The following is a 12,482-nucleotide window of genomic DNA, read 5'->3' on the forward strand; positions in this document are numbered from 1 at the left end:
TCGTCATAACCAGAGGATATGACGAATTTGTTATAGTGTTAAAATACATTTTATTTAAATTCATACCCTTAATATTATTTTAACAAAAAAAATATACTAAGTAAAAAGATTTATACAAATAAGGAATTATTTTGTAAATGATCGTTATAAAATTCTTAAAAAGGCTAAAATGATTAATAATACTCCAGAAAGCCATGAAAGTTCAAAGTGAACTTTATCAGCAAATTTTTTACCAATAAAAACACCAGCTGAAATTGCTAAAAAGCCAATGACGATACAAAGGATTAGTACCTCAATATAGTTAATGTTGCATAAGCTAGAACTAAATCCAACAGCAATGCTATCTAGCGATAAAGCAAGTGCCAAGTAAAATGCTTCTTTTGGACTTAATGATTTAGATTTATCAAAATCTGCTTTAACTTCATCAGTATAAACTTTTAAAACAAAATTAAAATCGAATAATTTAAATTTTAAAGGCTGATCAAGTAATAGATTTTTAGAGATATATGACTTAAAGACATATTCAAATATCCTATAAAAACCTAATATTATAAGCAAAGTAAAACCTAGTAAACTTGGAATTTTATCAGGTAAAAAGTTTTTAACAATCGATCCTAAAAACAACGAAAAAGCCAAAGTTCCAGTGCAGACTAAATTTATTATTATTGTTGAAAGCTTTGGTATATGAATTTTTGAAGTACCATATGCTACGCTTGCAACAAATGAATCAATACATAAAGAACAAACTAATACTAACGATTCAAGCATAAAATTTACCTCAGACATTTTTATTTACAAACATAATATGATGAAAAGATGGCATTAGTTACAAAAAACCACTTTTACAATATGTTTATTTTATTGAATAAACATAGATTTCAAATTATAATAAAGTTAGTGTGATAAATTAAGAAAAGATCATAATAGAATATATAGTATAGCATTAGGAGGAAATATATGTACAAACTAATAGCATTAGATATGGATGGAACGCTTTTAACTAGTGAGAAGAAAATCGCTGAAAGTACTAAAATAGCTTTAGAGAAAGCAGAAGAAAAAGGCGTAAAAGTAGTTCTAGCATCAGGCAGACCAATAGATGGAATAACAAGATATTTAGAAGAGCTTAACTTATTAAAGAAAGATGATTATGTACTTAGCTATAATGGTGGAATAGTTCAAAATACACACACTAAAGAGATTGTATCAAAAGCAGTATTAAAAGGATCAGATTTAAAATTATTATATGATATAAGTAAGAAATTAAATGTAAATATACATGCATTTTCTGCCACAGAAGGTTTAATTACACCTAAAATTAGTAAGTATACTCAATATGAAGCTGATATGAATGGAATTGAAATCACAATAAAAGATTTTAATGAAATTGATGATAATGAGGAAATAATAAAAGTTATGATGATTGATCCGGCAGAAATACTGGATCCTGCTATAGAAAAGCTACCAAAAGATCTTTACGAAAAATATAGTGTATTCAAAAGTGCAGAGTTTTTCTTAGAATTTACAAATAAAGAAGTAGATAAGGGACTAGGTCTTAAAAAATTAGGAGAATATCTTGGAATAGCTAAGGATGAAATGATTGCATGCGGAGATGCAGGTAATGACTTATCTATGGTTAAGTACGCTGGAATGGGAGTAGCAATGGGGAATGCAACTAATGATGTTAAAGAAATTGCTAATTACATAACATTATCAAATGATGAAGATGGAATAGCGAAAGTAATAGAAAAATTCATATTATAAAGTAAATAAAAAAACTTCTCGTAGAAATGGTTTTGTGTTCAGTTTCTACGAGAAGTTTTTTACTTAGCACCAAATAATCTGGCTATAAGGCTTGGACTTTTTTGAGATGCGATTTCATGTTCAATTGTATAAGCTTTTTCAACCACATTTTCAAACTTTTTAATCCTATAGATTACTTGATCACTTAATTCTATGGATTTTGATTCAATATTGTTAGATAAATCAGATAAGTTTTCTTCCATTCTTGAACTCTCATATTCAAGTTTATCTGTTATTAAATCTTGAACTTTAGAAACCATATCGTCATTCATTGTTTGAGAATTTTTAGTGTGTTCAGATAATTCAGTACATATGTAATCTTTTATATCTTTAGTTAAATTCTCTTTCATTTGATCTATGTAATTAAATAATTCAGATTTCAATTTTGAAATTTCATCAATTTGTGATTGAGAAATCAATGAAATTAAATCAGAAACAGATAAGGTGTTTGTCTCCCTAGATATATCATTATCATCTAGTGGAAGTTCTTCACAATATGATTGAATTTCCTTAATTGTTAAACCTTTATTTTTTAAGCGAATAAGAAATTCTAATTTATCTATATCTTTATCAGTATAAATAAGTTCTTTATTTGAAACCTGAATTTTTAATAAATTATCAAAAATGTTGGTATAGTATCTTATTTTGCTATCACTTTCCCCTAATAATGCAGCAACTTGATTAATCGAGTAAGATAATATGCCACTTCTTTTTTTTTCTTGAAGAGTTACTGTATCATTATTTTGTATACTAATGTACTGAGTCTTATTTTCCATATTAGTTTTACACCATCCTTAAATATCTATAAAATAGAATTACATATTGACGTGGAAGTATGTGGGATATATTATAGAATTATAATATCACAAAAGTGTATAATATGAAATGATTTAAATATAAAAATTTAGACTTTATAAAGTATATTTTTGAAATTATTACCAGTGGAGGTTGTATTATGGAAAAGAGCAAAATGCTGTTTGTAGCATTAGGACAAGGTGCAGGAAATGTAGTTGATGGATTATTAAGCAAAGACAAAAGGTATAAAGGGTTATTCTTAAATAGTAGTTTATTTGACATTAAGCCTTTAAAAAATGCATATATCGAAAAAAATGTATATTTATATCCTGGAATGGATGGATCAGGTAGAGATAGAGCTAAATCTGAGGAAATGATAAGAGATAATGCAAATGCAATAGGAGCTTTACTTAGAAAATATCCTCAAACTGAAACTATGGTTGTATTTACAACAATGGGAGGAGGGACAGGCTCAGGAGCAATAAAAACTTTTATACAAATAGCTAAAGCTTCAATACCAAATACAAAAATAAATATTGTAGCAATACTTCCGAGTCTTCATGAAGATGAACTATCATTTAAAAACACTATTGAATGTTGGAATGATATAAATAGTATGATGGATGTAATCAGTGATGTAAAATTTGTTGATAATAATAAAAGGAATACATATAAAGAAATTAACAATGAATTAATTGAAAGCTTAGATTTAACCTATAACATTATAGGAATTCATCCAGATGGAAACATAGATAATAAAGATTCATTTAGAATAAATACAGCTGAAGGTACTGGAATAGTCTTAAAGCTTTATGACAGCTTAAAGGATGAAAAGACAGCAATTGATTTAGCTATAAAAAATAGTGTATTTGTACAGCCTGATATATACGATTGTGATTACTTGGGAATTAATTTAAAAGAGGGCGGATATAATCCAAATGAAATTGCTAAATGTTTCGAAGTTTATAAAAGTACATATGTAACTTACAATGATAAATTTAATACAGTTGTACTTGGAGGATGTGAGACACCTATAGAAGCAATTAAGTTAATAAAGATGTCATTAGATGAAAAGAACAAAAGAAAATCCCAAAGAAAAAGAAAAAGAAGTGTAATGATAGATATTGATGAAAATGTTAGTTTGGATGTTGTAAAAGAAGATAATAAAGAAATAGATATATTTAGTGACTCTATTTCAGATATACTAGATATATAAATTTATTAAGATGGCGTTTATTTATAATTATCTAAGTGGATTGGAATAATATGGGACATTTACGAAGATATAATATAAAAAAATAATAGAAAAATTCATATTATAAATTAATACGAGCTTCTAGTAGAAATTGGTTTACATATATTTTCTACTAGAAGCTCTTTGTTTAAAAAATAACTAATTATTGATAACTAATTAATTTTTGTGTATATAAAAATAAATTTTTATATGATAAAATGGCGATTTTAGGTGACCTGGTGATAATAACAATGAAGAATTAGATATATTGAATGTTAAAAAAATAGCAAAATATAAATAATAATCATTGATAATTAATATTTATTATTCTATAATAATTATAAATATTAAAAGAAACAATATGTTAATATTTCAAATTTTTAATATGAGAGTATAGAAATTGTCTGCAAATGTATAATAAATAATATAAATAAAAGTCAGACAATTCAAGGAGGAAAATAAATGAAAATTATTGTAGTTGGATGTACACATGCAGGAACTGCTGCTGTAGTAAATTTAAAAGAAGAACATAAGGATGCTGAGATAGTAGTCTATGAAAAAAATGATAATGTATCTTTCTTATCATGCGGTATAGCATTAAGTATTGGTGGAGTAGTAACAGAAACAGAAAAGTTATTTTATAATTCTCCAAGCAATCTAGAATCTATGGGAATAGCTATGAAGATGGGATTTGAAGTTTTAGATATTGATTTTGATAATAAGAAAATAAAAGTAAAAAATTTATCTGAAGATAAGGTTATAGAAGATAACTATGATAAATTAGTATTAACATTAGGATCTTGGCCAATTGTTCCTAGACTTGAAGGCATAAATTTAGATAATATTTTATTATGTAAAAATTATGATCATGCAAAAGTGATTCAAGAAAAAGAAAAAAGTGCTAAAAATATAGTTGTAATAGGTGCTGGATATATAGGAGTAGAGCTTGCAGAAGCATTTGAAGTTCAAGGCAAAAATGTTACGCTAATTGATGCAGAAGATAGAATTATGGCAAAATATTTAGATCCTGAGTTAACTAATGTAGCTGAAGAAGAATTCAGAAAACATGGAGTAAAACTTGCTTTAGGCGAGATGGTTCAAAGATTTGAAGGGGAAAATAATAAAGTCACAAAAGTAATAACAGAAAAGAATAGTTACGAAGCTGATTTAGTTATATTATGCATAGGATTTGCACCTAATACTAAAATTATAAAGGATAAGCTTGATACATTAAAAAATGGTGCAATAATTATAGATGAATACATGAGAACAAGCAAAGAAGATGTATTTGCAGCAGGTGACTGTTGTTCTGTAATATATAATCCTGTAGGTGATGTAAGATATATTCCTCTTGCTACTAATGCAGTAAGAATGGGAACTCTTGTAGCGAAAAATATAGAGAAACCAACACTTAAATATATAGGTACTCAAGGTACATCAGGAATTAAGATATATGAAAAATGCATAGCATCAACAGGACTTACTGAAGAAATGGCAAGAAAGACTACAGATTATAATGTTGAAGCTGTAAGTATAGTTGATAACTACAGACCAGAATTTATGCCTACATATGATGAAGCTACTGTAAAGATTGTTTACGATAGAGATTCACGAAGAATTATAGGAGGGCAGATACTTTCTAATCTAGATCTAACTCAATTTATGAATACACTATCAGTAGTAATTCAAAATAATATGACTGTGGAGGAACTTGCTATGACAGATTTCTTCTTCCAGCCACATTTCAATAAACCATGGAGCTTATTAAATTTAGTAGCACTAGAAGCAATAAAATAGTTTAAGATAAAAATCTCTCAGTTAGAATACTAATATTATTGAGAGATTTTTTTATTTTCCCTTTTATATGATATGGCATCCTAAAAGCGAAATATAAACAAAATATAAATAAAATATAAACTTAAAGTAATAGTTAACGACAATTATTTTATAATATAATTTTATAGACTTTGTAGACAATAAAAGTTAGTTTAGATTAGTAGAAATTATGTAGAGCCATACAAAAGAAAATTGAACAAGGATGTTAAAGGGGGAAAATAAATGAGGCTGATCCCTATTGATAGAGTAAGGCCTAATACAGTTTTGGGGAAAACTGTATATGACTGGGGTGGAAAAGTATTATTAAGAGCTGGTGTAGTGCTAAAACAAAATACTATAAATAAGATAAGAGAAATTGGTATAAGTTCAATTTACATAGTAGATAAATACAGCCGAGAAGAAATTGAGGATGTAATAAAACCAGAGATAAGACAAAAAACCATAACCTTAGTTAAGGAAGCTTTTTCAACAATCCAGAGATTAGAGCCTGAAAATAAAATTAAAAATGAAGAAAATGATTATACATGGCAAGAAGAAAGTTATTTTTATAATATTGGAAAAATGGTAGAAGATATTATGACGGACATATTAAGAAAAGAAGAACTAGTTCTTGCATTAGTAGATATAAGAAGCAATAATGACTATATCTATGCTCATTCGGTTAATGTTGCAGTTATTTCTCTTATGATTGGTATAGCATTCAAATTGCCTAAAAAAAGATTAGAAGCGCTTTGTATAGGTGCATTACTACATGATATTGGTAAAGCATATTTGCCAAAAGAAATAATAAATAAAAAGGGAAAGCTTACAGAAACTGAGCAAAATATAATGAATGCCCACCCAAGGCTTGGATATAAATATTTATCAAGTACATATAATGTCAGTGCATTAAGTAAAATAATAGTTCTTCAGCATCATGAAAATGTTGATGGAACTGGATATCCAGATTGTCTTAAAAGAGATAAAATTATGGATTTAAGCGCTATTGTTAGTATTGCAAATGTTTATGATAATTTATCAACTAATACAAATGGAAGAGAAGCAATGTTTCCAAGTGATATTTTAGAATATTTAATGAGTAATGCAGAAAGAAAGTTTGATTATAATATGGTGAATGTGTTTTGTAGAATTGTAATACCATTTCCAAGGGGAACCCTTGTAGAACTCAGTACAGGGGAAATAGCTGTTGTTGAAAAAACAATACCTAACTTCCCATTAAGGCCAATAGTAAAGATAATTAATAGTAAAAGATCCAGCAGAGAAAATATGATAATAGATTTAATTACAGAACTGTCTATAGTTATTGTAAAAATAGTATATGACATAGATTTTTAGAAAATCTATGTCATATTTTTTAGTCAAACACTATACATGTAGGTGATGGAGCAGTAAATGAATTTAACAATGCTAAATCTCCATTAGATTGATTTATAGAAAAAACAGATAAATTATTTGATTTTTCATTCGCACAAATTATGTATTTACCAGATGGGTCAATTCTAAAATCTCTTGGAGAATCTCCACAACAATCAAAACTATTTATATATTTTAATAATCCAGTATTAGAATCAATATAGAATAAATTCAAAGAGTTATTCCCTCTATCTGATGTATATAAAAATTTATCATTATTATGAATATGAATGGCAGCTCCTGATTTGTTACCCTCATAATCTTCAGAAAGGTTACTTATTGTTTGAATATTTTCTAAGATTATATCTGAATCTGGATTGTATTTAAATGCAAAGACTTCAGAAGTTAACTCACTCAATACATAATAAAATGGTTTAGATTTGCAATAAGTTATATGTCTTGGACCAGTTCCGCCAGGAAAAGAAATATTAAGATCATTTCTTTGAATTAATTTATTATTTTGAATTTCAGATATTATTAGCTTATCAATTCCAAGGTCCACAGAAATAATATATTTATTATCATTTGTCATAATAGAACAATGTATATGTGGTTTTTCTTGTCTTTCAGGATTTATACTTGAGCCACTATGCTTATCAATAAAAGGATAATTAAGGATAATGCCGCATAATGTGTTATATACAATCATTTTATTTTCGTGATAATTAGAAGACAAAAGTAAAGAGTTGTTAGAATCGATACTTACATGACAAGGTTGCTTGTCTTCTGAAAGATTGTAATTAATTAAGTGTAGATTATTAGTTTCTTTATAATATTTAAATGATGCTACCCCACATTTTTTATTAATCTTGCATGAAGAATATATTATATGATTTTCTTTATCTAAACATAGATAAGTAGGATTATCAATCTTATATGCTAAATGCAACTCTTCAATTTCCCCAGAGTCAGTATTTAAGTTAAACCTATAGATTCCTTCACTTTCGTTATCTGTATAACTTCCAATGAATCCTGCTATTATATTTTTATGTAATAACATTTGATATGCCCCCTTTTTGATTCATATATAATATAAAAAGTATACCATAAATAGTTTTACGAGAAATATATGGCGTATAGCTGTTTAATAGAAAAATATTTATTTAATTAAATGATTAATAAAAAAACAATTAATTCATAGATATATAGGTGCAAAAATATTAAATTATAATAATATTTTGAAAAAAAATTATGAATAAATATAAATAAGATGTGTATACAAATTATTGTGGACTTCAAATTTCTAATTTAATTGTTATTTCTTTTGAAAGTTGATAAAAGATATGTATCTGTGATAATATTTACTTAATAGGTTATAAACATAAAGAATTGTAAAAAAATATAGCAATAAGCACACTAGGGGGGATATAAATGCCAATAAAAATTCCTAAAGAATTACCAGCATTTAAAGTTTTGTCAAATGAAAATATATTTATAATGAATGATGAAAGAGCTATGTCACAAGACATAAGGCCTTTAAAAATAGTTATTCTTAATTTAATGCCTAAAAAAATAGTTACAGAAAATCAGCTTTTAAGATATCTATCAAATACACCTCTGCAAGTTGAAATAAGTTTAATTCAGCCTAAAACATATACATGCAAAAACACTCCAGAGGAGCATCTTAAGAAATTTTATGGATATTTTGATGATATAAAGCATGAAAAATTTGATGGATTAATCATAACTGGAGCTCCAGTTGAAACAATGGAGTTTGAAGATGTAGCATATTGGGACGAGCTTTCGGAAATTATGAAGTGGAGTGAAAAGAACGTATTTTCAACATTGCACATTTGTTGGGCATCACAAGCAGGGCTATATTATCATTTCAATGTTCCTAAATATGATTTGAAAGAAAAAATGTTTGGAATATTTTCACATAATGTTATAGATGAAAAAGCAGACTTAACAAGAGGATTAAGTGATATCTTTTATGCACCACATTCTAGACATACAGAAGTCAGAAGAGAAGATATAGATAAAGTTAAAGAACTTGAAATATTATCAGAATCTGATGAAGCAGGAGTGTTTATTGTATCTACAAAGGATAGAAGAAAAGTATTTATAACTGGTCATCTTGAATATGATAGGGGAACACTAAAAGAAGAATATGTACGTGATAAGGAAAAAGGTATGGAGATACAGATACCTAAAAATTATTTTAGAAATGATGATCCAAATAGTATGCCACTACAAACATGGAGGGGCAGTGCGAATATCGTTTTTGGTAACTGGCTAAATTACTGTGTATACCAAAATACACCATATAATCTTAATGATTTATAATTTAAATATATTGTGTAGAATCAGAATTTAGTGGGAAATAACCGAAATTTCTAATACAATACTACGCATATTCATATATTGAATTTCTTTGTTTTTCTCTAAAATCATATATACTCAATTTATTTTAATTATGATTAATGTTTTTTATATTCTATGACTTAAAGTATATATTCCAATCAATGGATGTAACTTATGAAGTTACTATAAAAATCACATTAACCAGCATAGAATAAGCAAATTCGTAAGAATATATATTCTGATATTTATAAATCTATATCTTTTTAAAAATGATAAAATATTAACCTTTTAAATCTTTAACATATATAAATAACTATTCCTTAATTTAAAAATGTATTTATGTATAGCAACAATAATACCACTACTCTGAATTTAGATTAAACAAAGAAATAAAGCATTTGTGTGGGCGGTGTCTTGCATCAAAAAATGAAGCTTTAAAATTTTTCATCAATGATTGTTCCAAAATTGTTTGTCCGATCTTGCATCGGAGCAAACGTTTTTGGAACAATCGTTGATGCTTAAATTTTAAAGCTTCATTTTTGCAGCAAGCGAGCCCACATAAATGCTTTATTTCGGTTGTTATCCACTAAACTTTGTACGTCCCTTATTTATGTTATGAAAAATTATTATTTTTATCTATGATTCGATATTCAATTTATATAGATAAGAAATAATATAATTTCTATTATTAAAATAGCTGGAATTCCAAAAGTAAACTTAAGATGCTTTGTTTTATGTCTAAAACAATACATTCCTAAAAGGGAACCAATAGAACCGCCAATTGTTGCTACAGCCATAAGTGTGTTTTCAGATATTCTCCACTCGTGTTTTATAGCACGTTTTTTATCTATATACATTAAAATAAAGCCTAATAAATTTATAATAGTTAAAAATATAAATATGATATTTTTCATAAATTACTTAAAACCTCCATTTTTATTTATGTATATTATATCATAAATAAAAATGGAGGTTTTCTTTAAAAAAGATTAGCCACCTAAAGTTACATCTTGGTCATTATACCAATTAAGAGCATCAAAAAAATCTTTGGTTTTAAAGTCTGGCCAGTAATTATTTATAACATAAAAATCAGCATAAACAGATTGAACAGGAAGTAAACCACTTAAACGTCTTCGTCCACCCCATCTTATGACAAGATCTATTCTAGAAATATCTGAAGAATTAATATTATGTATAATATCATGATTATCATTATTGCATGATTTTAAGCCATTTAAGTCCCATTGCCACCCGTAATTTATTAAAAAATTAACTTTTGTTCCTCCACTCCCGTATTTTTCTCTTTTTGTAAAAGGCAATAATTCTTTAGGAAAATTTTTAGAAGTAGTATCACCTAAGACAAGTATTTCACAATTTTCTTTTGTAAGCAGCATTACTGATTTTATACATGCATCTGTAAAAGCCATTTTTTGTTCAGATGGTCTTTTAGTATTATCTATGGTAAACCCATAAAAAGTTACTTCACTTATATTTTCTTTTTGGCAAAGCTTAAAAACTTCTAATCCTGGATCTATTCCGTAATCATATCCTTTATCTTTAGTTAATCCAAGAGAAAGGGCATATCTTCTATTTCCATCAGGAATTATTGCTACATGATTTGGTTTTCTCATAAATATAGTTGTTAAATTCATATTAAACTGAATTAACAAGTTCACCTCCATATTAATAATTAGAACTAAATAATATTATTAACCAATAAACAAAAAAATAAACCCCAGCATAAGCTGAGGCTTTATTAGTACTGAGTAGGGGTTTCAGTACTTAATATAAAAGGGGATACATCTTGGATAAGATGTTTTTAATATTTAATAAGGGGTAAATATTATTGTTTAACTACTTTACGATTTAAATTATATTATTCGTATGTGTCAAAATGATGACAAGAATGTTAAAAAATATTAATATTAAATTATTTTCTTGACATATCAAATGAAACTATGATATAGAAAACAGCTTATTTATAATATAAAAAGACCATAAATATTTGTTATGCTATAATAAATATTTATTATAAAAGTAAAAACCATAAAAGGGTTTAAGTTTAATACTATTTTAGTTAAAATTAAACTATATTTAGATAAAAAGGAGCAAAAATATATGGTTAATGCGAAAAGACAAAAAGAATTAAAAGCTTTAGGATTTTTATTACAAAATGATCATGAACATTTTGCAGTAAGATTTTTAGGACGAGCAGGTAACTTCACAGCAGAAGAATTGAAAAATATTAATTATATTGCTGAGAAATATGGAAGAGGTTACTGTGGAATGACAACAAGACTTCAAATAGAAGTACCTTGGATAAAAGACGAGGATGTTGAAAATGTTGTAGAAGAAGCTAAAAAAATAGGCTTAAGACATGGTGGAACAGGTCAAAAAATAAGACCTCTTGTAGCCTGCAAGGGAACAGTGTGTTTACATGGTAACATTGATACTCAAGAAATATGCAGACAATTAGAGGATAAGTATTTTGGAACTGATACACCTCATAAATGTAAAATAGGTATAGTTGGGTGTGCAAACAACTGTGCAAAAGCTAATATAAATGATATTGGAGTACTTGGAAGAACAGTTCCTAAATTTGATTTAGATAAGTGTGTTGGATGTGGATTATGTGTCAAAGGATGCAGACAAAAAGCATTAAAAGTAGTAGATAGAAAGATTGTTTATAATAAATATTTATGTGTTAGCTGCGGTGAGTGTGTAAGATTATGTAGAACTAAGGGAGCTGTAGCAAAAGAAAAAGGTGCTGAAATATTTGTTGGCGGAAGATTTGGAAGAGCAATGAGAATTGGAGATTCGCTTGGAAAAATCTTTAAAGAAGAAGAAATTGTACCTATGATAGATAAGATTATGGATTACTATAAAGAAGTAGGTATAAAAGGTGAAAGAATATCTCATGTTATGGATAGAATAGGAAAAGATGAATTTATAAAAGCAGTTTTAGAATAGAAATAACATATATGATATACTAAATGATGAAATATTATTAATATTTCATCATTTACTATTTTTTTTATTAAGGATAATATATACTATAGAATTAATGATATATAATTAGAAATTGTAATATATGATAATA

At 26.9% G+C, this 12,482-nt stretch carries 11 protein-coding genes; 6 read left to right on the forward strand and 5 right to left on the reverse strand.

Going from position 1 to position 12,482, the window contains the following annotated elements; translation table 11 throughout:
• Positions 1-144: 144 nt before the first annotated feature.
• Complete coding sequence (gene ytaF / locus CNEONATNEC86_RS07715) at positions 145-768, reverse strand: sporulation membrane protein YtaF (RefSeq protein ID WP_125148852.1); 624 nt, start codon at positions 766-768, stop codon at positions 145-147.
• A 189-nt stretch (positions 769-957) separates the two neighbouring features.
• Here ytaF and yidA point away from each other — a divergent pair, with 189 nt between their 5' ends.
• Positions 958-1,761: a sugar-phosphatase gene (yidA, locus tag CNEONATNEC86_RS07720; RefSeq protein WP_058294670.1), complete on the forward strand. Its 804-nt coding sequence runs from the start codon at positions 958-960 to the stop codon at positions 1,759-1,761.
• 59 nt (positions 1,762-1,820) lie between these two features.
• Here the strand turns inward: yidA and CNEONATNEC86_RS07725 are convergent, their stop codons facing one another.
• On the reverse strand, positions 1,821-2,576 hold the full coding sequence (locus CNEONATNEC86_RS07725; RefSeq protein WP_058294671.1) for a helix-turn-helix domain-containing protein: 756 nt from the start codon (positions 2,574-2,576) through the stop codon (positions 1,821-1,823).
• A 179-nt stretch (positions 2,577-2,755) separates the two neighbouring features.
• Between CNEONATNEC86_RS07725 and CNEONATNEC86_RS07730 the strand changes: the two genes are divergently transcribed.
• The 3 genes from CNEONATNEC86_RS07730 (at position 2,756) to CNEONATNEC86_RS07740 (ending at position 7,000) form a co-directional block, all read left to right on the forward strand.
• A complete protein-coding gene (locus tag CNEONATNEC86_RS07730; protein ID WP_159116001.1) occupies positions 2,756-3,811 on the forward strand; it encodes an FtsZ/tubulin family protein in 1,056 nt (351 codons plus the stop codon).
• Between the two features lie 480 nt (positions 3,812-4,291).
• Complete coding sequence (locus tag CNEONATNEC86_RS07735; protein WP_058294673.1) at positions 4,292-5,626, forward strand: FAD-dependent oxidoreductase; 1,335 nt, start codon at positions 4,292-4,294, stop codon at positions 5,624-5,626.
• A gap of 261 nt (positions 5,627-5,887) precedes the next feature.
• Positions 5,888-7,000 (forward strand): HD-GYP domain-containing protein, encoded by a 1,113-nt coding sequence (locus CNEONATNEC86_RS07740; protein ID WP_058294674.1) that lies wholly within the window; start codon positions 5,888-5,890, stop codon positions 6,998-7,000.
• 19 nt (positions 7,001-7,019) lie between these two features.
• Here CNEONATNEC86_RS07740 and CNEONATNEC86_RS07745 read toward each other — a convergent pair whose 3' ends face one another.
• Positions 7,020-8,078, reverse strand: a complete 1,059-nt coding sequence (locus CNEONATNEC86_RS07745; RefSeq protein WP_159135809.1) for a lactonase family protein — start codon at positions 8,076-8,078, stop codon at positions 7,020-7,022.
• Between the two features lie 371 nt (positions 8,079-8,449).
• On the opposite strand from CNEONATNEC86_RS07745, the gene metA reads away from it, so the two are divergent.
• The gene (metA, locus tag CNEONATNEC86_RS07750; protein WP_125148855.1) at positions 8,450-9,364 is read left to right on the forward strand and encodes a homoserine O-acetyltransferase MetA; all 915 of its coding nucleotides are present in this window, start codon (positions 8,450-8,452) and stop codon (positions 9,362-9,364) included.
• A gap of 668 nt (positions 9,365-10,032) precedes the next feature.
• On the opposite strand, the gene CNEONATNEC86_RS07755 is transcribed toward metA, so the two are convergent.
• Both CNEONATNEC86_RS07755 and CNEONATNEC86_RS07760 read right to left on the reverse strand, forming a co-directional pair.
• On the reverse strand, positions 10,033-10,296 hold the full coding sequence (locus tag CNEONATNEC86_RS07755) for a DUF1294 domain-containing protein (protein WP_125148856.1): 264 nt from the start codon (positions 10,294-10,296) through the stop codon (positions 10,033-10,035).
• A gap of 75 nt (positions 10,297-10,371) precedes the next feature.
• Positions 10,372-11,013 carry an undecaprenyl diphosphate synthase family protein gene (locus tag CNEONATNEC86_RS07760; protein WP_125148950.1) on the reverse strand — a complete coding sequence of 214 codons (642 nt, stop codon included), beginning with the start codon at positions 11,011-11,013 and terminating at the stop codon, positions 10,372-10,374.
• Between the two features lie 487 nt (positions 11,014-11,500).
• Here CNEONATNEC86_RS07760 and CNEONATNEC86_RS07765 point away from each other — a divergent pair, with 487 nt between their 5' ends.
• Complete coding sequence (locus CNEONATNEC86_RS07765) at positions 11,501-12,352, forward strand: 4Fe-4S binding protein (protein ID WP_125148857.1); 852 nt, start codon at positions 11,501-11,503, stop codon at positions 12,350-12,352.
• Positions 12,353-12,482 lie beyond the last annotated feature (130 nt).

This window comes from Clostridium neonatale (genome assembly GCF_900465025.1).
Classification (GTDB): Bacteria; Bacillota; Clostridia; order Clostridiales; family Clostridiaceae; genus Clostridium; species Clostridium neonatale.

What these genes read in the sequence shown, in the direction of transcription:
- ytaF (WP_125148852.1), bottom strand. Translation starts at nt 768, where the DNA reads ATGCTTGAATCGTTAGTATTAGTTTGTTCTTTATGTATTGATTCATTT.
- yidA (WP_058294670.1), top strand. Translation starts at nt 958, where the DNA reads ATGTACAAACTAATAGCATTAGATATGGATGGAACGCTTTTAACTAGT.
- CNEONATNEC86_RS07725 (WP_058294671.1), bottom strand. Translation starts at nt 2,576, where the DNA reads ATGGAAAATAAGACTCAGTACATTAGTATACAAAATAATGATACAGTA.
- CNEONATNEC86_RS07730 (WP_159116001.1), top strand. Translation starts at nt 2,756, where the DNA reads ATGGAAAAGAGCAAAATGCTGTTTGTAGCATTAGGACAAGGTGCAGGA.
- CNEONATNEC86_RS07735 (WP_058294673.1), top strand. Translation starts at nt 4,292, where the DNA reads ATGAAAATTATTGTAGTTGGATGTACACATGCAGGAACTGCTGCTGTA.
- CNEONATNEC86_RS07740 (WP_058294674.1), top strand. Translation starts at nt 5,888, where the DNA reads ATGAGGCTGATCCCTATTGATAGAGTAAGGCCTAATACAGTTTTGGGG.
- CNEONATNEC86_RS07745 (WP_159135809.1), bottom strand. Translation starts at nt 8,078, where the DNA reads ATGTTATTACATAAAAATATAATAGCAGGATTCATTGGAAGTTATACA.
- metA (WP_125148855.1), top strand. Translation starts at nt 8,450, where the DNA reads ATGCCAATAAAAATTCCTAAAGAATTACCAGCATTTAAAGTTTTGTCA.
- CNEONATNEC86_RS07755 (WP_125148856.1), bottom strand. Translation starts at nt 10,296, where the DNA reads ATGAAAAATATCATATTTATATTTTTAACTATTATAAATTTATTAGGC.
- CNEONATNEC86_RS07760 (WP_125148950.1), bottom strand. Translation starts at nt 11,013, where the DNA reads ATGAGAAAACCAAATCATGTAGCAATAATTCCTGATGGAAATAGAAGA.
- CNEONATNEC86_RS07765 (WP_125148857.1), top strand. Translation starts at nt 11,501, where the DNA reads ATGGTTAATGCGAAAAGACAAAAAGAATTAAAAGCTTTAGGATTTTTA.